Below are 22,669 nucleotides of genomic sequence, written 5' to 3'. Positions count from 1 at the left end.
CACCGCCCATGAGCAGTGGTCCGGACCATGACGGGGCCGGTGCTGACGGCGCCGGGACGGCCGGTCCGGGGCGGGTCGGGGGCCCGGCGGGGCGGTGTGCGGACCCGTTCGTGGCGCAAAGCGAGCGGCCGTGCGCGGCGCGCGGGACCGCGTCCGGCAGGCGGGTCCTTGTTGTCCTTGCGTTGGTGCACACTTGCTGCCTGGTACAGGGCTCACGGGGAAGGCGGCCTGGCATGCTGACGGGGATCGAGGAGGTCGACTGGGCCTCGTTGGGGCATGCGTACGGCCCCGCGGACGATGTGCCGGAGCTGCTGCGGGGGCTCGCCTCCGACGATCCGGCCGAGCGGGAGAACGCCCTCGACGGCATGTACGGGGCCGTGCACCACCAGGGTGACGTCTACGACTCGACGCTCGCCTGCATCCCCTTCCTCCTCGAACTCGTCGCCGACCCCACCGTCCAGGACCGGGGCGGCATCGTCGAGTTACTCACCAGCATCGGCGGCATCGAACTCTGCGACGACGAGGAGCTGGACGAACTCGACCCGGAGGACGAGGAGTTCATTCCGGCGGCCAACTACGCGATGGCCGCCGCGGCGGTCGCGGCCGGCGCCGACGTGTTCTTCGGACTCGTCGACGACCCGGACCCGGAGGTACGGCTCGCCGCGCCCTGCGCGCTGGCCTCGCTGCACTCCGACCCGGCCCGGGTGCTCGACCTGCTGCGCGAGCGGCTTACCGTCGAGCGGGACACGGAAGTGCGGCTCGCGCTGGTCGCCGCCGTGGGCCGGATCGCGCTGCGGCACGAGTCGCTGCGCGCCGAGACCGTGGACTGGCTGGGCTGGCTGTCCCGCGCCGCGCAGGCCCCCGGGCTGCGGCTCGCCGCGCTCGCCCAGCTCGCCCGGTGCGCGCCCGCCCACATCCCGGACGACGTGGTGGAGCGGGTCACGGTGCTGCTCGACGAGGTGCGCTCGGCTCCGTCCGACCGGCCCGCCGAGACCCCGCGGGCGGCCACGCCGACACTGATCGGGCAGGTCCGCGAGCTCTTGGAGGAGCACTCGGCGGGCCGCCCCACGCCGTGGACGGAGGAGCTGCTCCGCACCCTGCACACCGCCCTCGACGACCGGGTCGACGACCGCATCGCGCTCATCCTGGCCCAGCTCCGCAGCCCCGACTGGGGCCAGCGCTCGGACGCGATCTGGCTGTGCGGCGGGCTGATACGGGTGTGGCGCGGGCGGTACGAGGAGGTGGTGCGGCTCGTCGGGGAGCAGCTGAGCGACCCGGAGCCGCGGCTCCGGGAGGCCGCCACCTCCTTCCTCGAGCGGCTCTTCGAGCTGGCCGGACCGGCCTCGGACGCGCTGGCCGCGCGTCTCGCCGCCGCGCCGGCCGGGCCCCTCGGGCTGCCCGGCCCCGGTGCGCGGGCGGGTCGCGGCGGAGCGCTGCTCGCCCTCGCCCGATCGGGCGACGCCCGGGCGATCCCGCTGCTCGCGCGGGCCCTGGAGGAGCGCGAGGTGCGGCGGGAGCTGCTGTACGCGGTGGACGCGCTCGGTCCGGCCGCGCTGCCGCTCGCCCCGGTGCTGCGGCACCGGCTCGCCGAGGTGGAGCTCGACGACCTGCTGTACGACCGGGCGGCGCCGCTGCTGTTCGCGCTGGGGGCGGTCCGGGGCGCGCAGGCGCTGCCGGAGGTGCTGCGGGTGCTGCGCGGGGCGCCGCCGAACCGGCGGGACTGGGTGCGGGAGGCGTGTCTGCGGACCCTCGCGATGTTCGGCCCGGTGGCGCGGGAGAAGGCGCTGCCGGACGTGCGGCGGCTGCTCGCCGCCGAGTCGGCGACGGTGTCGTCGATGGCGGCGCGGGCCGTGTGGTCGCTGGACGGCTCGATCGACGAGGCACTCGCCGCCCTGGAGCGGTGGCTGCGGCCGGGCGCGACGGGTGCCGACTGGTGTGCGGCGGCCCGCGCCCTGGGCGCGATCGGTCCGGCGGCGGCCGGCGCGGCGCCCGCGCTGCGGGCGGGCCTCGGGGCGCGTGACCTGTGGGTGCGGGTGCGTTCGGCCGCGGCGCTGTGGCGGGTCGAGGGGGACGCGGCGGCGGTGCTTCCGGCGCTGCTCGCGGCCTGGGAGGAGAACCGGCACGCCCGGGTGGCGGTGGCCGAGTGTCTGGCGGAGATGGGTCCCGCGGCGAGCGAGGCGGAGCCGGCGATCCGCGCGGAGCTGTCCCGAAGACGACGGCACAACGCCCGCGAGGACGGCGCGGGCTCCCACGACGTCCACGACGACGAGAAGCTCCTCACCCTCTGCCGGGCGGCACTGGCCCAGATGGAGCGCCGGCCTTCTTATTAGGGCTCGGCTTACCAGGGCTCGGGCTTACCAAGGCTCGGCTCGCCTCCGGGGTGCTTGAGCACCCCTTCGGCTCGCTCGCGGTTTCCCGGGCGAGCCCCCAGCCATGCGCGGGGCCGGGAGCTCCAGGCCGTATCCCTGGCACCGCCGCCCTGCTCGTACGGAGACCAGCGAGTAGACAAAAGGGACTTCCCTGCGAATAAGGTCTAGGGGAAGACCGACCGTCCGGAGTCCCGAGCATCCCCCCGCCCCCTCCCCGAGGAGCAGAGTGAGAACGCGCAGAGTGAGACCGCGCGGAGCGCACGCCCTCGTCGCCACGGCCCTGCCCGTCCTGGCGGTGTGCGCCCTCGCCCCGCCCCTCACCGGCTGCGGACACGAGGCTGGTCTGGAGAGCGCCGGCCGGGTCCCGGCCGCCGTCGGCCCGGTCCGGCTGTGGCCCGATCTGCCGCCCGCGACCAATCCGCCGATCGACTACGGCGAGACCGACACCGAGCGCGTCCCCGGCATCACCGTCCCGCACAACGACGTCCACACCGTCGACCCGGTCGCGGTGGTCCAGGCCGAGGTCCGCGCCCACGCCGAGGAGCGCTCCGGTCCGGACGGCATGTACGAGGAGACGGTGCGGGCGATCGAGGCCTGCGGCACCGACCGCGCGCGCTGCCCGATCCTCACCCCGTACTACCGCGATCTCACCGGCAACGGCCGCGACGAGCTGATCGTCGGCATCAGGATGCCCGAGCAGCAGGTCGGCGTCCGGGTCTACCTCGCCGAGAACGGCACCCTGACCCGGATCATGTCCACCACCGACCAGGTGGTCAGCGTCGAACTGGCCGGCCGCGATCTGATCATGCGGGTCAGCTCGGCCGGCATCCCCGGTTACGAGTACCGGACCGCGTGGTCGTGGGACGAGCAGCAGCGCTCGATGCTGCCCGCCCGGGACGAGATCGTCCGGGTGAAGCCGCCCGGCTCGGGCGCCTCGGTCGTCCCGCCGCCCGCGTTCGTGAGCCCCTCCGCCACGCCCACGCCCGCCCCCGTACCCGTACCGCCCGAGGCGGGCCCGTGAGGCGCCGTCTCCGGCCTCCCGCCTGGACGGCGACCCTCACCTGGAAGGCCGCGGTCTTCATCACCGTCATGTGCTGCGCGCTCGCCGCGCTGCTCGGCACGCTCGTCCATGTGTCGGTGGCCGGCCAGACGGTGCGGGACTCCCGCGAGAAGGCGCTGACCCGGCTCGGCGAGGTCGGCCGGCTCTACGAGTCGGGCGAGCCGCTCCCCCGTTTCGCCGGGGTGGACCCGGAGGGCCTGCCCGCCGAGCTGCGCGCGCTCGCGGTCCGCGGCGAGCAGGGCACCATGGTGAGCGACCAGCAGGGCCGGCCGACGATGTGGGCGGCGGGCCCCGCGGACGGGCGCGCCCTGGCCGTACAGGTGGACTACACGCAGAGCGCCGACATCATCGACGGGCTCGACCGCTCGATCCTCGGCTCCTCCGTGCTCGCCATCGGGGCCACCCTGCTCGTCGGTGCCTTCGCCGTCACCCGGATCACCCGGCGGCTGCACGCCACCGCGCAGGTGGCGCGGCGGATCAGCGCGGGCGACCTGGACGCGCGCGTCGACGACCCCCGCACCCGGGACCCCTCGCGGCACCAGGACGAGGTGGCCACGGTCTCCGGAGCCCTCGACACCATGGCGTCCTCGCTCCAGCGCAAGCTGCAGAGCGAGCAGCGCTTCACCGCCGACGTGGCGCACGAGCTGCGCACCCCGCTGACCGGGCTCTCGGCAGCCGCCGAGCTGCTGCCCGAGGGACGGCCCTCGGAGCTGGTGCGGGACCGGGTGCGGACGATGCGCACGCTCACCGAGGACCTCCTGGAGATCTCGCGCCTCGACGCGGGCAACGAGAGGGTGGACCTGGACGTGCACGAGCTTGCGCCGCTGGCCGTGCGGGTGGTGCGGGCCTCCGGCACCGACACGGAGGTACGGGTGGTGCGCGACGCGACGGTGGAGACGGACAAGCGGCGCCTGGAGCGGGTGCTCGGCAATCTGCTCGCCAACGCGCACAAGCACGGCGCGGCGCCGGTGGTGCTGACGGTGGACGGCCCGGTGGTGACGGTGCGGGACCACGGCGCGGGGTATCCGGAGTATCTGCTGGACGTGGGCCCGCAGCGGTTCCGTACGGAGGGCGGCGGCAAGGGCCACGGGCTCGGGCTGACGATCGCGGCGGGCCAGGCGGAGGTGATCGGCGCGGAGCTGGTCTTCGCCAACGCGCCGGCGGAGGAGGGCGGCGGGGCGGTGGCCCGGCTGACGCTCCCGGAGTACGTACGGCTCGCCGAGCCCGGCCCGGAAGCGGAGCGGTGACGGACACGGAGCGGTGAGAGCCTGAGCGGTGACAGCCGAGCGGTGACAGCCGAGCGGTGACAGCCGAGCGGTGACAGCCGGAACCGGGCCCGGCACGGAAGCGGAGCAGCGACAGCACGGCACGGCACGGCTCACCGTCACACAAAAGGGACATAAGGCTTACTGCTTGCTACGTTGCGGACCATGACCGCAGCGCCGCCCACGGACGCGAGACCCGCCCAGGACGCGCCCCCGCCCGGGGTGTGCGTCCCGAAGCGCCGCGGTGTGGAGCTCTCCCTCCTCCTCGGCGCCGTCCTCATCTCCGTCTACGGCTACGCCGAGGTCGGCCTCGCCCGCAGCGGCGCCGTGCCGCCGGACGCCGCCGGCTACGGCGCCGGCCTGGGACTGCTCGCCCTCCTCGCGCACCTCGCGGTCCGGTGGCGCGCCCCCTACGCCGACCCACTGCTGCTGCCGATCGCCGTCCTCCTCAACGGACTCGGCCTGGTCCTCATCTACCGCCTCGACCTGGAGACGCCCGGCGACCGGGCGGCGCCCACCCAGCTGGTCTGGTCGACGCTGGGCGTGGGCCTGTTCATCGTGGCCGTCGTCCTGCTGCGCGACCACCGGACGCTCCAGCGCTACGCGTATCTCTCCGTGGCCACCGCACTCGGCCTGATGATCCTGCCGATCTTCTTCCCCGCCGTGAACGGCGCCAAGATCTGGATCCGGATCGGCGAACTGTCCTTCCAGCCTGGCGAGTTCGCCAAGATCCTGCTCGCGGTCTTCTTCGCCTCGTACCTCGCCGCCAACCGCACCGCGCTCGCCCACACCGGCCGGAAGGTGTGGAAGCTGCAATTCCCCACCGGCCGGGTGCTCGGGCCGATCGTCGCGATCTGGCTGCTGAGCGTCGGCGTCCTGGTCCTGGAGCGGGACCTCGGCACCTCGCTGCTCTTCTTCGGCCTGTTCGTGATCATGCTGTACGTGGCGACCGGGCGCACCGGCTGGATCGCGGTGGGCCTCCTCCTCGCGGCCGCCGGCGCCTTCCTCGTCGGCTCCCTCGAACCGCACGTCCACGGCCGGGTGCAGGACTGGCTCGACCCGTTCGCCTCGATCCGCGCGGGCGACGGGCCCGGCCAGCTCGCCCAGTCCCTGTTCGCCTTCGCCGCCGGCGGGATGCTCGGCGCGGGGCTCGGCCTCGGCCACTCCGTCCTCATCGGCTTCGCCGCCAAGTCCGACTTCATCCTCGCCACGGCGGGCGAGGAGCTGGGGTTGGTGGGGCTCACCGCCCTCTTCCTGCTGTACGCGCTGATCGTCGCCCGCGGCTACCGCGCCGGCCTCGCCCTGCGCGACCCCTTCGGCCGGCTGCTCGCGATCGGCCTCGCCTCGATCCTCGCGCTCCAGGTCTTCGTGATCGCCGGCGGGGTGATGGGCCTGATCCCGCTGACCGGCATGGCGATGCCCTTCCTCGCCCAGGGCGGCTCCTCCGTCGTCACCAACTGGGTGATCGTGGCGCTCCTCGTCCGGGTCTCCGACTCGGCCCGCGCCCCGCGCCCGGACATGGCGGACACCGGGGTCATCGCCCCGATCGTGGAGGACGAACGAGTGGAGGACGGACCGGTGGAGGACCCCCGAGTCGAGGACATGAGATGAGGACATGAGATGAGGCAGGCACCGTGATCCGCTACATCCGGCGGGCCGCCGCCCTGTGTCTGGTCCTCCTGGTGGCGCTGCTGCTCAACGCGGCCCGGGTGATGGTCATCGAGGCGGACGAGCTGGACGACAACCCGGCCAACCGGCGGATCGCCATCACGCGCTGGGGCCAGCCGCGCGGCGAGATCGTCGTGGACGGCCGTCCGGTGACCGGGTCCCGCGACAGCGGCCAGCAGCTGCGCTGGGAACGCACGTACACCCAGGGCCCGTTGTACGCGCCGGTGACCGGCTACGCCTCCCAGACGTACGGGACGACCCTGCTCGAGGACGCCGAGGACCCGGTCCTGTCCGGCACCGAGCCGATGCTGGCCCCGCTCCCCCTCTGGAACGACCTGAGCCGCGGCCGGCAGCCGGGCGGGGACGTGATCACCACGATCCGGGCCCGGATGCAGGAGGCCGCCTACCGGGGCCTGGACGGAAGGCGGGGCGCGGTCGCGGCGATCGAGCCGTCCAGCGGCCGGATCCTGGCGCTGGTGTCCTCACCGTCGTACGACCCGGGGGTGCTGTCGGGCACGGATCGCGAGGTGAAGGACGCCTGGGCGCGACTGACCACCTCACCGAACCAGCCGATGCTGGCGCGGGCGTTCCGGCAGACGTACCCGCCGGGCTCCACCTTCAAGATCGTGACGGCGGCGGCCGCCCTGGACGCGGGCGTGGTGACGGACCCCGACGCGCCGACCGACACCCCGGACCCGTTCGTGCTGCCCGGCACCCGCCGGGTCCTGCCCAACGAGGCCAAGGGCTGTGCGGACGCCTCGCTCGCCGACGCCGTCCGCTGGTCCTGCAACACGGTGATGGCCGGCCTGTCGGTGAAGGTCGGGCTGGAGAAGATGGTGGAGGCCGCCGGGAACTTCGGCTTCAACGACCCGGGCCTGCGGATCCCGTCCTGGGTGGCGCGGTCCAACTTCGACACCGACATGAGCCCGGACCAACTGGCCCTCTCCTCCATCGGCCAGTTCAACACGACGGCCACCCCGCTCCAGATGGCGCTGGTCGCGGCCGCGGTCGCCAACAACGGCGAGATCGCCCACCCCCACCTGATCGAGCGCACCACCACCGCGGGCGGCACCACCGTCGACACCACCGGCCGCCGCAGCTACCGCCAGGCCATGCGCCCCTCCACCGCGACCCGCCTCCAGGAGCTCATGGTCCGCGCGGTCCAGGACGGCACCGGCACCAACGCCGCCATCCCCGGCGCCCGCGTCGGCGGCAAGACCGGCACCGCCCAGCACGGCCTGGGCAACACGGGCACCCCCTACGCCTGGTTCATCGCCTGGGCCCAGGCCAAGGACTCGGCCCAGCCGGCCGTCGCGGTCGCGGTGGTGGTCGAGGACGCGGCGGCCAACCGCACGGACATCTCGGGGGGCGGCAGCGCGGCGCCGATCGCGAGGGCGGTGATGGAGGAGGCGCTGCGGCTGGAGAAGGAGGGGCGGGGGCATCCCTGAAGATCCGCCCGTCTACGCCGAAAGCCCCGACCGATGTCTCGGTCGGGGCTCCGGTAAGGGCGCCTGGTGCGGCCGGGCTGGGTGTCCGGCCCGGCCGCACTGCTAGTGGCTGTCGAGCCAGCGGCGTGACGCAACGCTCAGCGGCGTGTCGTCCGGCTCTCCCATGTCGTCCATGGAGCCGTCCGTGAGCGCCTCGGCCCACCGGCGGAGCACCTGCGAACGGTGCGGCGCCGTCAGCACCGAGGTGCTGATCGCGTGCTCCCACGTCGTCGCCGAGCACAGCACGTTCCCGTCGAGCGACAGCATGCGGAACTCGGGGCGGTAGGGGGCGCTGCCGAGCAGTCCGTCAGCACCCTTGCCCATGATGTCCCACTCGCTCTGCAGCTCGACGCAGTGCCACCGTGCCAGGCGGTCCTGGCCGGGGTGCAGGGCGATCAGGAACCTGCGGTCGGTCTCGGAGAAAAGTCCTCCTTCGACCGACAGCCGGTACCAGTCGGCGTTCGCCTTCTCGGGCAGGAGCGGATCGAGGAAGTCCACCATGACCTCGACGCGACCGTCCTCGAACGGGACGCTCGGCGCCTGGCCGGTGACGGTGGGCGGAACGAGCCCGTAGGACGCGGTCCAGTCCTCCACGATCCGCAGGCCGGCCGCGATCAGTGACGTCATCGGGGTGAGCCACCTCCATGGCTGGCGTACCAAGCGGGCGGTGGCTGATTCCACCTGCCGGGCAGTCGCCCGGCGTACCCGTACTCGAACACCTGATTGTAATTGTGACCCAGGACGTACCCGACCACGCCGTCGGAGCGGACGAGGATGCGGGTCAGGCCGTTGTTCACGCCCGTGTAGACGGTCGCGTCGTACCACGGGTTGTTGGTGTTGTAGCCGGTGATGTGGCCCTGGGCGTTCGTCCGACGGGCGTCGTACCAGTCGAGACCGTTGTTGTTGACCCGCTGCTGAAGCGTACCGGCCTCCACGCGGTTCACGGTCTCGTGAACCTCACGCGGGATCTGCGACCAGTTGGACGCGTTCTCGGCCTGGCGCTTCTTGGTCTCCGATTCCGAGTACGGGTCCCGCTCCGTGGGCCCGTCCTCTCCACCGGTCTGGCAGGAGGACTGGTTGTGGTTGAGCAGCGAGGTGCCCGCGGCCATCACGTAGTACGTGTGGACCTCGGAGACCGTCAGGTTGTGAACGGTCGCCGCCTGGGCGGTCCAGCGCTTGATGGCGGTGATCTGGACCCGCGTACCGGCACTGGTCTGCAGCCACTGACCGGACTGCAGGTCGGTGGCCTTCACCCAGGCGTGCAGCTCGGGGACCCAGAAGGGGTGGCCGTCAGTCGCGGTGACCTGGGCCGTCTTCGAACCCTTGGCGCCGTCGGTGTCGACGGTGATCTTGACCAGGTGCTTGAGACCCTGGCCCTTGATCTCCGCCGTGACCGTCTCGACGCGGGTCTCCCCGCTCCTCGGGTCGGTCGTTACGACCTTGTCGCCGGTCTTGACCTTCTCGATCGGCTTGGTGGAGCCGTCGGCCATCAGCACCTGGGTGCCGGGCGCGAAGCTGTTGCAGCCGGACTTGCCGGAGCCACCGCTGCCGCTGGAACCACCGTTGCTGCGCGAGGAACCGCCGGAGCTGCCTCCGGGCTTGCCACCGCCCTTGCCACCGCCGCCCTTGCCGCCTGCACTCTGCGAGGAGGACTTGGGTGCGGCCTTGCTCTGGGACTGCTTCTGGACCGGGTTACCGGTCTTCTTCTTCGCGGCTGCCGCCGCCTCGGCCTTGCGCTTGGCGGCCTCGGCCGCCTTCTTCTTGGCTCTCTGTGCCGCCTCCTTCTTGGCCTTCTCGATGGCGGCCTTCTTGGCTCTCAAGGCCGCCGCTTCCGCCGCCTTCGCGGCCTTCAGAACCGCCTCGGCCGCCTTCTTGGCCGCCTTGAACGCCTTGACGGCCTCGATGGTGCGGTTGACCGCCTTGATGACCGACGGGATCTTGCCGAGCTTCGTCCACGGGATTGCGTCGACGATGATGCTGGCGCAGGACCACATGTCGCCGCCGAAGCACGCCATGGCGTCGTTGATGCCGATGAAGTCCTTCAGCGTCTCCCAGGCGATCGCCAGGATGACCGAGGAGAGGGACTTGCCCTGCATCGCCTGCGCCTGCGCGACCTGCGCCGCGGACAGACCCGCGCCCGCGAGGGCCGCGGCCCGCTCGGAAGCGGTCAGGGTGATCGCCTCACCCGTCGGGTCCGCGTACGTGACCGGGTTGTTGTGGGCGTAGACGTACCCGTTGGCCTGAAGCGGATCGTTCAGATCCATCTGTGGGTCGGCAGACAGGAAGCGTCCGACCACCGGGTCGTACAGTCGGGCGCCCAGCAGCGTGTAGCCGGAGGAGTCGTCCCGGGTCTTGTTCAGGAACCCGGTGTGCGCCTGCATGTTGACACCGGCCGTGCTGGCACCGCGCTGATTGCCGAAGGGGTCCTGCTTGCGGATCCGCACCGCCATCGTGCCGCTCATGGCGACCTCGGCGTAGGTGGACCCCTGGTGGTCGGTGGTCAGGGCGACCAGCTGGTCGCCTCCTGTGCCGTAGGCGTAGCGCAGGACCGAACCGCCCGGGGTGGCGTAGGTGCGCTGGCTGTTCACCAGGACACCACCCGGCTGGACGGTGACCTCGGTGTCACCCAGGTGCAGCGTGGCGGTCTTGCCCTTGACCGTCATCAGGCGCTCGCCGCCGGGGCCGTAGATGTAACGGGTGTCGTTCTGCGGCGCCCACAGCTGGGCGGCGGAGGTTCCGTCACACGTGGCCAGGACGATCGGCGTGGAGTTTGCCGAGTTGGCGCCCTGGACCGCCAGGCACAGTCCGCCCGACGCGGGGTGGATGAGCTGACCGGCAGTGTTCCGCTTCAGCTCCTGCGCGGCGGTGCCGTTGCACTTCTGCAGCTGGACCGCGGAACCGGCCGTGTTGGCCGCCGGCTGGACGCACCAGTCGGCGTAGACGGACAGGGTGCCCAGGTTGGGGTCGGGCTGGGTCCCGCCCACGGAAGGCGGCTTGGGGGTGAACTTCCAGCTCTGGGCCACGGACGTGTTGCAGCCGTACAGCTGGAGCGGCTGCGCGGCGATCGCGAGCCCGCTCTTGAGGTCGAGGCACTTGTCGGCCAGGCCCACGTACGGGCTCTTGCCGTCGTTACCGGCGCCGGTGATCCGGTCGACCTTGCCGTCCGCCGTCCAGGTCAGCGTCTGCTTGTCGCCGTTGTCGAGCGACGTGACGGACTTGGTCTGACCGGTCAGCTCGTACAGCCGCTCGGCCTCGGCCTTGACCTGCGCACCCGCGGGGGTGGTGAAGGTCTTCGACACCTTGGTCAGCGTGTGCGGCTGGCTCTTCGACGCGCCCACACCGTACTCGTACGTGGTGATCGCGTCCTTGGCGGTGTTGCCCGACAGGTCCTTCTCGACCAGCTGCTTGCGGTTGCCCAGCAGGTCGTAGTCGTACTGGTGCCAGTAACCGGCGTTGTCCGGGCCGGCGGTGACGTTCAGGGTGCCGTCGGTGTTCTTCGGGGTGGTGCAGGCGGTCTGGTCCTTCGAGGTCCAGGCCTCCTTCAGCTGACCCAGCGGGTCATAGGCGAAGCACTGCCGCTCCTCGATCCCGGTGGCCTCCTCATGGATGCCCGTGACGTTGCCGGAGGGGTCGTAGGTGTACGAGCGGCTGGAGACCAGGTTGCCCGCGACCAGACCGGCACCGGTCTGCTCCCGGTAGACCATCTGCTTCTGCATCTCACCGGTGGACTCGTCGTACGAGTTCTGCGTCCACACGCGGTACGGCAGCGCGCCCATGGTCGAGCGCATGACCTGGCCGTACGGCGAGTAGACCGTCTCCGAGCCGTACCAGTCCTTGCCGGAGATCGAGACCGGATTGCCGTCCTTGTTGTAACGGATGACCAGCTTCTCGGAATCGAACTTTCCGGCCTTCGGCAGAGTCGCCTCGTCCAGCATGCCGTTGTCGGAGTACTTGTAGTCGTACTGGTACTCCGGCAGCAGCCCCCAAGTGCTGGCCACCGAAGAGGGCAGCGACAGCGTCGTCGAGGTCGGCTGGTAGTCGCTCGTGTAACCGTTGACCTTCTGCGTGTACGCCAGGCCGTCGGTGTAGCGGGTGGCGGAGGCGGGCATGCCCTTGCCGCCGGCGACGGTGTCATAGGCGAACTCGGCGAGCACACTGCCCGTGGAGCTGCCGAGACGCTGCTGCTTGGGCCGGGACAGCTCGTCGTAGCCGTTCCAGACCGTGACGTTGCGCGCGTCGGTGGTGGTGAGGATCCGGTCGCGGTGGTCGTACGTGGTCCGCGTGGTGCCCGTGTCCGGGTCCGTCGCGGTTTCCATCCGACCGCGCTTGTCGAAGGTCCACGACCACGGGTGGGTCGGGTCGGCCGAGCTCGTCGCCTTGGTCAGCTGACCGCGGTCGTCGTACTCGTAGCTCGTCGAGGTGTAGTCGTTGGTGACCGGGTTGATGGTGTCCGTGCGGACGGTACGTCCCAGCGCGTCGGTGTAGACCCGGTAGGAGGAGTTCCCCTGCGGGTGCACGACCTTCGACCAGTCGGGGCCGTACTCGTAGCGGGTCGCCTTCTCCGGGACCTCTCGGGAGATGGCCTCGGTCGTGCCCGGGAGCTTGACCTTGAGGACCGGCATCTCCTCCAGCACGCGGCCGAGGCCGTCGTACTTGTAGCGGGTGATGTTCGGGACGGTGGTGTCCGCCAGCGGGGTGAACAGGTCGCCGCTCGGGGCGTCCTGGTTCAGATAGGCGTTGTTGGTCTGGTAGACCTCACCGGCGCTGTTGTACAGGGTGTCGGTGATGAGTCGGCCGCCGCCGTCCGCCTCCTCCTGCGTCTGCCGCTCACGACCCAGGCCGTCGTAGATGGTGACGGACTTCTCGACCCGGTCCTCGTAGCCTCGCGAGTAGGTGGTGACGAACGGGGGCAAACGGGTCTCGCCACCGTCGGGGTCGTTCGTGTCGGGAACCGGCTGCGGGATGGTGTACTCGGCGCGGAAGTCCGGCACACCAGTGGTGCGGCCCGGGGCCCATGCCTCGGAGAGACGGCCCAGGGGGTCGTACTTCGCCGTGCTGACGTGACCGTTGGCGTCGGTCGTCTTCAGCGTGACCGCGCGGCCCGGCTCCAGCTCCTGGGTCTGCGCGTGGCCCAGCGGGTTGGTCTCGATGACCTTGAACACCTGACCGGTGGGCGGATCGAAGGTGAGCGTGGACGCCTTGCCGTCCGGGTCGGTCTGCTTGATGACCCGGCCGATGGCGTCGAAGTTCACCGTGCCACCGGTCTGCCAACCGGTGCCCGTGCCGTTCAGCGACCACGTCTCGCTGGCCAGAGCGCGGGTGGTGGCAGTGAGCGACGTCTGGTTCTCGTCGAACGGCTGGTTGTCATAGGCCGTACGCGTACCGGCGCTGAGCGTCGTCTTGTCGGCCCAGTTGGCGTTCGCACACGAGGTCGGTGAGACCAGGACCTGCTTCGTCAAGCCGATGAGGTTCTTGGCCGTGTTGTGCAGGTACTCGAGCTTGGTGCAGTTGTCGTCCTTGGCGTCGCCGGTGTCGCCCAGCGACTCCACCAGCGTCGGCAGACCGTACGTCGACTCGAAGGTCGTGTTGGTCTTGACCGTCCGCAGCGTCCGCTTGTCGTCACCCGTACCCGACGACTTCGTGTACGCGATCTCCTCGGGCTCGGTGACACGCCACGCCTGCAGCGGGCTCAGGCCGTCGCCGAGGTCGCGGCGAGCCAGCTCGGTCGCCTGCGGGATCGTGAGGCTGCGGGTCAGCCAGTTGGTGTCCGCATCCGTCGCGTTGGAGTAGGACAGCTCTTCGAGGATGCGGCCGGCGAAGGCCTCGCGGTCGTACACGGGCTGGCCGTTGTACGTGATCGCGTTGCCGTGGACGTCCTTCACGGGGACGGTGTCGCCCATGCCGCGGTAGAAGCGGGTGACGGCCTTGGTCTTCGGACCCTCGGCGCCGGGGACGTCCTCGGCGGGGTTGGTGCCCTCGCCGCTGTCGGCGGTGGCCTTGCGCTCGCCGGTGGTGACCGTGGTCTGCTCGAAGCCGGCGAACTGGGAGTAGGTCCGGGTCGACTTCTTCGAGAACTCGGCCTCGGCCAGCTTCCAGCCGGCGTTCTTGTAGTCGTACGCCGTCAGCGTCGAGTACGAGCCGGGAACGTTCGGCAGCTCCTCGATCGTGTCGACCACGTACTTGTTGAACCAGTCGATGTCCTCGACCTCGGCGTCCGGGTGCCAGTACACCGGATAGCAGAGCCGGTTGTTGGACTTCAGCGCGGCGGTCTCGGTCTTGCCCGGCAGGTTGGTGCTGTCGAGGCACTCGGGCGTGCGGGGCTTGTAGGTGACGGCCGTCTCGCCGCCGTACTCGTTGACGACACGGGCGATGCGCAGACGCGAGAAGCCGGGCCGCGGGTCGGTCGCCGGGTTGCCGCGGTAGACGCGGTTCGGCATGTCGTCGGAGTTCGAAACGAACCGCACCGCGTTCAGCTTCACCGAGGCGTCGGTGGAGCCGTTGCGGCCGAAGCCGGTGCGCTGGATCGACTCCAGCCACAGGGCCGTGTTGGCGCCGGTCCGCAGGACCGGGAAGCTCTGCTTGAGCTGGTACTCGTCGACGACCTGACGCGCGGTGGTGCTGGTGAGACGCTGCGTGGAGGTGGTGATCTTGTCCAGGCGCTTGCGGGTCCAGAAGGTCGGACCGGCGTTCCAGCACTTGCGGGTGTAGGTCGAGGTGACGGCCTTGCAGTTCAGGTCGGCCGGGGTGTCGTACCAGATGCGGTACTTGCCCGGGTCCTTGTCCGTGAAGTGGTCGACCGTGTCGTTGGCGTCCGTGCAGGTCAGGCCCGCCTCGGGGAAGCAGCGCTCGGCGACGGTGAAGCCGATGCGCGCCGGGGCCTCCGCGGAGAAGATCGAGTCCTTGCGCTGGCCGTAGTAGATGTGCTTCAGGTAGCTGCCGCGGTGGTACTTGACCGGGCCCTTGAAGTAGAAGTTCTTCGCGTAGTAGTTCTGCTCGCGCGCGTGCCAGAGGGACATGGCGTTGCCGTGGATGTCCTCGACGTAGTCGAGGTTCCAGCGCCAGGCCTGGAGGCAGGAGGAGTTCTTCCAGTTGGCGGTTCCCGTGCCCGCGTAGCAGGGCTCGCCCGGGTGGTTGCCGTAGACCGGCACCGCGAGGACGGAGTCGGTGTACGGGTCGTCCGCCTGGTCACCGTTGTCCGACCAGCCCGGGAGCTTGTTCAGACCGAAGTGGTAGCGGGTGCCGTCCTTGGTGGTGACGACCCAGTACTCGCCGTCGGCGTCCTTCAGGCCCGAGCGGGGGTCCTTGGACGTGTCCTTGATGCGCTCGATCTTCGAGCCGTCACCGTTGGCGGTGAACCACTGGCCGACGGGCTTGCCGTCGGTGCCGAGCGGGCCCTTGTCCTTGTCCCACACCAGCTCGGTGGTCATGCCGCCCAGCGAGAGGGTGGCGTTCTCCGAGCCCCAGCACAGGTCCGCGGTCTTGTGGTCGGTGTTGTTCGCACCGGCCCGCTTGGAGTCCTGGCGGCAGTTGTTGTACGTCCGGGTGATGGAACCCGGGTTGTAGTCCCAGCCGTCACCGATCCAGGAGGCCTGGTTGTTCGACGCCGAGGTGCGGCCGTCGACCGACTGCGAGTTGTACGACAGGGCGACCTTCGGCATCAGACCGCCGGCGGTCTCCGGGACCTGCACCTGGTACGAGTAGGTGAAGGCGCCGTTGGACGAGCCCGCGGCCCAGGAGCCGGAGGACAGCAGCGGCGAGGCCGTGAAGTCACCGGACGCCGAGGCGCCGGTGTCCATCGCGCCGACGACCTGGCGGCCGTTGGCGCCCACGTTCTCCGAGAAGGCGGCCTTGCGCGCGGAGGCGCCCGAGACCTTGGAGGTGTCCTCGTCGGGCAGCAGGTTCGCGACCGGGATCGTGCCGGAGAGGATCTGGCGGACCGAGGCGTTCTTGGTCTTGCCGGACGTGCCCTTCAGCTTGGTCTTGGCCGCCGGCACCTCCTTGACGGTGCTGCGCAGCCGCTCGACCTCGAGGTCCGGCTCGTTCTCGCCGGCCATGGTCTCGACGCCGGTGTCGGGCGCACAGTCGCCGGTCTCCGGGGAGTCGATGACACAGCTCGGCAGCAGGACGAGGCCGAAGCGCTCGGCGGCCAGCTGGCCGTAGCGGTCCTCGAAGGCGGTGGTGTCGACGTCGACGAGCACCTGGGCCGCCGGGTCGGCCGTCGCCGGGGGCACGATCTCCATGATCATGCCGGGCACGCCGGTGTCCTCGGACGTGGTGGTCGCCTTGACGGCGACCTGCCAGTCACCGGCGATCTTCGCCGGGTCCTGGCCCGCCGGCACACCGACACCGACCGGCAGGAGGGTCGAGGTCGTCGGGTTCACGACCTGGACCGTGGTTCCCGCCGGGGCCGTCGCCGGGTCCGCCTTGCCTGCGTCCGCCGCCCACGGGTCCGTGGCGACCGGCGCGTACGGCGTGATCGGCTTCTCGTCCGCCGTGGTCAGCTCCTTCGGAGCCTCCTTGTCCTCCGGCAGGGTGGTGCTCTGCGGGATGTCCGGGAGGTCGACCTGGGAGGTCGTCTCCTCACGGCTCATCCCGTCGCCGGGGACGGCCAGGGCTTGCCCGCCCAGGCTCGTCACCGTCAATGTCGATGACAGCAATAGGACGATCGCCGCGCGGCTTCGCCGACGGCGCCGTCGTTGTGACTCTGTCATGGCTAGGCGATCCCGCCCGAGCCATGACAGTGGACCTGAAGCACGCATACGCGTCGACTCCCACCCAGACGAACAAGACAACGGGGATGAGGTGCGGAAACACCAAAAGCACGCGCCTGTTTCAGGCGCGTGCGTGCGCACTCTCTGTCATGTCCGCCCCATTTACAAGATCGGTTCCCGGGAGCGCCAGGGCATGAAGATGAGATTGATCACGCCCCATTTGCCTGCAGAGCGCGACCCTGTCGACCTTTGCCTCACACCGGGCAGATCAGGCATCTGGAATCTAACGCTCCGCCAAAACAGCTGAATAGCCACGTCCTGACGGAGTCACAGATTCTGTCACACGCCCCCATAACGTCTTCATAAAGTCTTCAGATATGGACGCAGCATGCCCGCCGTGTGATCGTGTGCGCGCCTTATGCCCCGCGGTCTGTCCGTCGGGGCCATCTGTGCTGTCCACCATCCGTCTTCACGGGAGTAGACCGCCGTGTCCGCGCCGCCGCCTCGTCTTCTCAGCCCATTCGTGCGCACGCGCACACGGCTGACCCTCACCCTCGGCCTCGTTCTGGCCGCACTCACCGCTGCTCTGCTGCCCTGGTGGCAGCCGAGCGACTCCACCACGGCCCAAGGGCCCCGACCCACCGACGCCACCCAGGCGTCGACCGGTCCGCGTGACGAGGCCGCCGCCGCGGCCGAGGCCAGGCGGACCGGGAAGCAGGTGCTCGTCGACACGGCGACCACCCAGACCCGGTTGCTGTGGGCGATGCCCAACGGCAAGATGCGCACCCAGATCGACGTCATGCCGCAGCGCGCGAAGAACGCGCAGGGCAAGTGGGCGCCGATCGACACCACGCTGCGCCGGACGGCGGGCGCAGGGGCCCTTGCCATCCGCCCCGTCAACGCCGCCGTACCGGTGCGTTTCGCGGGTGGGAGCCGGTCCGTGGAGCGCGCCGACCGTTCGTACGTCCGCGCGCCGCTGACCGGCGAGACCGTTCTCGCCGAGATCGACCTGGACGGCCACACCATCGCCTACACCTGGCCGGGCACCCTGCCCGAGCCGGTGCTCGACGGCCCGCGCGCCCTCTACCCGGAGGTCTTCCCCGGCGTCGACCTGCTGCTGATCGTGCGCACGGACGGCGGCTTCGGCCAGCTCCTCATCGTCAAGGACAGGCAGGCCGCCGAGAACAAGGACCTCGCGACCGTCTCGTACGGCCTGCGCTCGAAGACGGCCGTCTTCCGCCAGGACGCGAAGGCGAATCGCATCCAGGTCGTCGACAAGCGCGGCCAGGAGGTCGGCAGCATCCCGACCCCCTTCGCCTGGGACTCGGCCGGCCGCGACCCCGAGCTGCCCCAGGGCACCCCGCAGCGCACGTCCACGGCCTCGACGGCCGACGTGCTCAAGCTCTCCGGCCTGACCGGCATCGAGCCGGGCGCCAAGTCGGACCAGCTTCCCGTCACCCTCGACGGTGAGGGCACCGGCACCGCGGTGCTCGGCCTGAACGTGGCGGCCACGGGGCTGCTCACGGCCAAGGACACCACGTACCCGGTGTTCATCGACCCGCCGCTCAACAGCTCGTGGGCGGGGTGGACGGTGGCGTACAAGAAGTACCCGAACTCCAGCTTCTGGAACGGCACGAACTTCTCCTCCGGCACCTCCGACGCCCGCGTCGGCTACGAGAAGGACACCGGTGGCCTCGCCCGCTCCTTCTGGCGGATGAAGTTCGACACCGCCTACGCCGGTGCGAAGTTCGACTGGGCCACCTTCAAGATCTACAACAACCACTCCTACTCCTGCACCGAGCGCCAGATGGAGTTCTGGCTGACGGGTGGCATCTCCACCGGCACGACGTGGAACGCCCAGCCGGCCTGGTCGCGGTCCCTGCACAAGAAGTCCTTCGCGCACGGCTGGTCCTCGACGGGCTGCCCCGACGAGTGGGAGTACTTCACCGTCACCTCCGCGGCCCAGGAGGCCGCGGACAAGGGCTGGAGCACCATCACCCTCGGCATGCGGGCCACGACCGAGACCGACACCCTCACGTGGCGCAAGTTCGCCGCGACCGGTGCCCGCATCGAGGGCGTGTTCAACCGTCCGCCGAACCAGCCGACCGCCGGCATCTCGTCCCCGGGCGGCGCCTGCGTCCCGGGCCCGACGAACAGCATGCTGATCGGCCGTACGACCATCACGCTGAAGGCCAAGGCCACCGACCCGGACAGCGAGATTCCGAAGCTGCGATTCCGCTTCTGGAAGGACGGCTCCACCACCAAGAAGGAGTACGTCGCCACCATCAGCTCCTCCACCGGGTACGGCCAGATGGTCATCGACGCCACCGACCCGCTGCTGAAGGACCTCGAGACGAACACGCTCTTCAAGTGGGACGTGCGCTCCGAGGACGCCACCTACCCGGACCCGAAGTCCACGTCGACCTTCTTCCCCAACGGCGACTACCCGTGCCACCTCACCATCGACCCGACCGCCCCGCCGCAGCCCGACATCACCAGCACGGTGTTCACCGAGGCCACCAACGACGGTGCGACCTGGGCGAAGGTGAACTTCGGCAAGCCCGGTGACTTCACCTTCACCGCCTCCGGTGCCTCGAAGTTCCGCTACGCCTTCGAGGGCAACGGCTACGTCGACGCGCCGACCCCGGTCAACGGCAAGGTGACCATCACCAACGTCACGCCGCCGCACGCCGGCCCGGTCACGATCACCGTCTACGCCTACGACGTCAACGGCAACCAGAGCATCCGCGGCGACTACAGCTTCTACCTGCCGCCGCGCGACACCGCCGACGGCCCGATGGACACGGGCGGCGACAACATCCCCGACCTGCTCGTCCTCTACGCGGACGGCAGGCTGAAGAACTGCACGGGTGCGCCCGCCGACCCGACCCTCCCCGGCACCGGTGGCGAGCTCTACAACTGCCTGGCGGCGTCCTACGTCACCGCCGGCAAGAAGGTCGACCCGGCGAACCACTGGATCAACACCGCCGGCACGCCGTCACTGATCGCGCACTACAACGACGTCTACCCGGGCGACGGGTCGACCGACATGTTCGCGGTCACCCCGGACAAGCAGTTCTGGCTCTACCCGGGCGACGGCTACGGCACGTTCAACGTCGACCACCGCATCAAGATCCGCCTGCCTTCCAACGCGCCCGCGCCGTCGACGTGGACGCAGATGAAGGCGATCGGCGACATCACGGGTGACAAGCACGCCGACCTCGCCATCCGCGCGGGCACCGCGTTCTGGATCCTGTCCGGCTACACCGGCGCCAGCTTCCAGACCGCCACCCTCATGGAGGGCTCGGCCTGGGCCAGCACCGCCCGCGACATCGTCAACATCGCGGACATGAACAAGGACAACACGCCCGACCTGCTGTGGCGCAACGTGGAGAACGGCAACATGTACGTCCGCCACGGCAAGCCCGGTGCGGTCGCCGGCAGCGTCGACCTGGAGTCGATCAAGCTCGCGGCCAACTCGGCCAACGGTGACGTTCAGTTCGGCACCAACTGGACCGGGACCAACGTCACGGCCGCGATCGGCATCCCGGACGTCAACAAGGACGGCGTGCCCGACATCTGGGCCCGTGACGGCGCCACCGGCAACATGAGGCTGTACCACCCGTCCACCACCAACACCAACGCCTACGTCAAGACGGTCCTGTCCGTCGACTGGAAGACCGTCAAGGCGTTCGGCTGATCCCGGCCATCCCCTGACGAACACCGAGCCCCGGTCGCCTGCCTCGCAGCAGGCGGCCGGGGCTCGCCCCTTTTCCGGCCTTTCCAGGCGGGTCTACGAGGCCGCCTCGCCCTCCGCGATGGCCTCCGCCACCTCCGCCACCCGCTCCCGCTCCTCCGCCGCGAACCGCTCGCGGTCCAGGGCCTCGGCGATCTCCTCGTCCTGGGTCATCAGCAGGTCCAGGTTGGAGTCGCCGAGGTCGAAGACGCCCATGTCGACATAGGCCTTCTGGAGGCGCTCGCCCCACAGGCCGATGTCCTTGACGCAGGGCACGATCCGGCTGAAGAGCAGCTTGCGGAAGAGGTGCAGGAACTCGCTCTGCTCGCTGAGCGCCTCCGCCTCCTTCTTCGGGATGCCGAAGTTCTCCAGGACCTCGACCCCGCGCAGCCGGTCGCGCATCAGATAGCAGCCCTCGATGACGAACTCCTCGCGCTCGCGCAGTTCGGCGTCGGTGAGCTGCTTGTAGTAGTCGCGCAGCGCCATCCGCCCGAAGGCCACGTGCCGGGCCTCGTCCTGCATCACGTACGCCAGGATCTGCTGGGGCAGCGGCTTCTTGGTGGTGTCCCGGATCATGCCGAAGGCGGCGAGCGCGAGGCCCTCGATGAGCACCTGCATGCCGAGGTAGGGCATGTCCCAGCGGGAGTCGCGCAGCGTGTCGCCGAGCAGGCTCTGCAGGTTGTCGTTGATCGGGTAGAGGGTGCCTATCTTCTCGTGCAGGAAGCGGGCGTAGATCTCGGCGTGCCGGGCCTCGTCCATGACCTGGGTCGCCGAGTAGAACTTGGCGTCCATGTCGGGCACGGACTCGACGATCCGGGCGGCGCAGATCATCGCGCCCTGCTCGCCGTGCAGGAACTGGCTGAACTGCCAGGAGGCGTAGTGCCGGCGCAGCTCACCCTTGTCCTTGTCGGTGAGCCGGTCCCAGTGCCGGGTGCCGTACAGGGACATGGCCTCGTCGGGCGTGCCGAGGGGGTCGTACGGGTCGACCTCCAGGTCCCAGTCGATACGGGTGGCCCCGTCCCACTGCTTGTCCTTGCCCTTCTGGTAGAGGGCGAGGAGTCGGTCACGCCCGTCGTCTGCCATGTCGTAGGACCAGTTGAAGCGGGCGGCGCCGGTGGCCGGCACCTGCCAGACGGGCTCCTTCGGGGCCTGCGCATAGAGGTCGTGCGTCGACACTGACGGCTCCTTCCTACGGCTTCCAGCAGGCTCACACGGTGGTAGACGCAGGGTCAACAAGTCGAGGCCGAGGGATTGACGACATTACTGACGGGGAGTCTTATAAGTACCGGCCCGCCGGCCGGCCCCAGGGGTCCGCACCGCCGACCGACCCCAGGAGCCCGCACCGCCGGCGGCCTCAGGAGCCCGCACGAGCAGCCGTCCGCCATCCCCCAGCGAGGTGCCTCCCGCCATGGCCAGTCTCACCGAGCCCGACTTCTCCCGCCTCCGGGACGCCCTGGGTCCGCTGCGCGACCGCGAGCAGGTCGCCGAGCGGCTCCTGGAGTCCTCCCTCAGGCATTCCTTCGACCCCGAGACCGAGCTCGACTGGGACAGTCCCTTCGAGGACGGCAAGTGGTTCTGGCCGCCGGAGCTGGTCTCCCTCTACGACACCCCGCTGTGGCGGAGGATGTCCGAGGAGCAGCGGATCGACCTCTCCCGCCACGAGGCCGCCTCGCTCGCCTCCCTCGGCATATGGTTCGAGATCATCCTGATGCAGCTGCTGGTCCGGCACATCTACGACAAGTCGCTCACCAGCAACCACGTGCGCTACGCCCTCACCGAGATCGCGGACGAGTGCCGGCACTCGATGATGTTCGCCCGGCTCATCACGCGCGGCGGCGCCCCCGCGTACCCGGTCCCTCGGATCTACCACAACCTCGGCCGCCTCCTGAAGACCGTCTCCACCACCCCCGGATCCTTCGCCGCGACCCTCCTCGGCGAGGAGATCCTGGACTGGATGCAGCGCCTGACCTTCCCGGACGAGCGCGTCCAGACCCTGGTCCGCGGCGTCACCCGCATCCACGTCGTCGAGGAGGCCCGCCATGTGCGCTACGCACGGGAGGAACTGCGCCGCCAGATGATCACCGCCCCCCGCTGGGAGCAGGAGTTCACCCGCCTCAGCTGCGGCGAGGCCGCGCGGGTCTTCTCCACCTGCTTCGTCAACCCGGCGGTGTACGACAACGTCGGCCTCGACCGCCGCGAGGCCGTCGCCCAGGTCCGGGCGAGCGGCCACCGGCGGGAGGTGATGCAGTCCGGCGCGAAGCGGCTCACGGACTTCCTCGACGACATCGGCGTGCTGCGGGGCGCGGGGCGGCGGCTGTGGAAGTCGTCGGGGCTGCTGGCCTGAACGGGGCGGGGCGGGGCGCTCGGGGCCGG

At 70.3% G+C, this 22,669-nt stretch carries 10 protein-coding genes; 7 read left to right on the top strand and 3 right to left on the bottom strand.

Going from position 1 to position 22,669, the window contains the following annotated elements; genetic code table 11:
- Nucleotides 1-233: 233 nt before the first annotated feature.
- From ACFY7C_RS23055 to ACFY7C_RS23035, 5 genes are all read left to right on the top strand, one after another.
- Nucleotides 234-2,330: a PBS lyase gene (locus ACFY7C_RS23055; RefSeq protein WP_389653723.1), complete on the top strand. Its 2,097-nt coding sequence runs from the start codon at nucleotides 234-236 to the stop codon at nucleotides 2,328-2,330.
- Nucleotides 2,331-2,610: 280 nt separating this feature from the next.
- Nucleotides 2,611-3,390 (top strand): hypothetical protein, encoded by a 780-nt coding sequence (locus ACFY7C_RS23050; protein WP_389653720.1) that lies wholly within the window; start codon nucleotides 2,611-2,613, stop codon nucleotides 3,388-3,390.
- Complete coding sequence (locus tag ACFY7C_RS23045; protein WP_389653717.1) at nucleotides 3,387-4,676, top strand: ATP-binding protein; 1,290 nt, start codon at nucleotides 3,387-3,389, stop codon at nucleotides 4,674-4,676. The genes ACFY7C_RS23050 and ACFY7C_RS23045 overlap by 4 nt, the downstream gene beginning before the upstream one ends.
- Nucleotides 4,677-4,859: 183 nt before the next feature.
- On the top strand, nucleotides 4,860-6,305 hold the full coding sequence (locus ACFY7C_RS23040; RefSeq protein ID WP_389653714.1) for an FtsW/RodA/SpoVE family cell cycle protein: 1,446 nt from the start codon (nucleotides 4,860-4,862) through the stop codon (nucleotides 6,303-6,305).
- Between the two features lie 23 nt (nucleotides 6,306-6,328).
- Nucleotides 6,329-7,810: a penicillin-binding transpeptidase domain-containing protein gene (locus ACFY7C_RS23035; RefSeq protein ID WP_389653711.1), complete on the top strand. Its 1,482-nt coding sequence runs from the start codon at nucleotides 6,329-6,331 to the stop codon at nucleotides 7,808-7,810.
- A 102-nt stretch (nucleotides 7,811-7,912) separates the two neighbouring features.
- On the opposite strand, the gene ACFY7C_RS23030 is transcribed toward ACFY7C_RS23035, so the two are convergent.
- Nucleotides 7,913-8,476 carry a hypothetical protein gene (locus tag ACFY7C_RS23030; protein WP_389653708.1) on the bottom strand — a complete coding sequence of 188 codons (564 nt, stop codon included), beginning with the start codon at nucleotides 8,474-8,476 and terminating at the stop codon, nucleotides 7,913-7,915.
- On the bottom strand, nucleotides 8,473-16,485 hold the full coding sequence (locus tag ACFY7C_RS23025) for a ricin-type beta-trefoil lectin domain protein (RefSeq protein WP_389653706.1): 8,013 nt from the start codon (nucleotides 16,483-16,485) through the stop codon (nucleotides 8,473-8,475). The genes ACFY7C_RS23030 and ACFY7C_RS23025 overlap by 4 nt, the downstream gene beginning before the upstream one ends.
- A gap of 838 nt (nucleotides 16,486-17,323) precedes the next feature.
- Between ACFY7C_RS23025 and ACFY7C_RS23020 the strand changes: the two genes are divergently transcribed.
- The gene (locus ACFY7C_RS23020; protein WP_389654471.1) at nucleotides 17,324-20,260 is read left to right on the top strand and encodes a hypothetical protein; all 2,937 of its coding nucleotides are present in this window, start codon (nucleotides 17,324-17,326) and stop codon (nucleotides 20,258-20,260) included.
- Between the two features lie 93 nt (nucleotides 20,261-20,353).
- Here ACFY7C_RS23020 and ACFY7C_RS23015 read toward each other — a convergent pair whose 3' ends face one another.
- Nucleotides 20,354-21,472, bottom strand: a complete 1,119-nt coding sequence (locus ACFY7C_RS23015; RefSeq protein WP_389653704.1) for a ferritin-like domain-containing protein — start codon at nucleotides 21,470-21,472, stop codon at nucleotides 20,354-20,356.
- Between the two features lie 232 nt (nucleotides 21,473-21,704).
- Here ACFY7C_RS23015 and ACFY7C_RS23010 point away from each other — a divergent pair, with 232 nt between their 5' ends.
- The gene (locus tag ACFY7C_RS23010; protein WP_389653701.1) at nucleotides 21,705-22,640 is read left to right on the top strand and encodes a diiron oxygenase; all 936 of its coding nucleotides are present in this window, start codon (nucleotides 21,705-21,707) and stop codon (nucleotides 22,638-22,640) included.
- Nucleotides 22,641-22,669 lie beyond the last annotated feature (29 nt).

Source organism: Streptomyces sp. NPDC012769 (assembly GCF_042901205.1).
Taxonomy (GTDB): domain Bacteria; phylum Actinomycetota; class Actinomycetes; order Streptomycetales; family Streptomycetaceae; genus Streptomyces.
The sequence above is the reverse complement of the archived record's forward strand: the minus strand, read 5'-3'. Positions and strand labels throughout refer to the sequence as shown.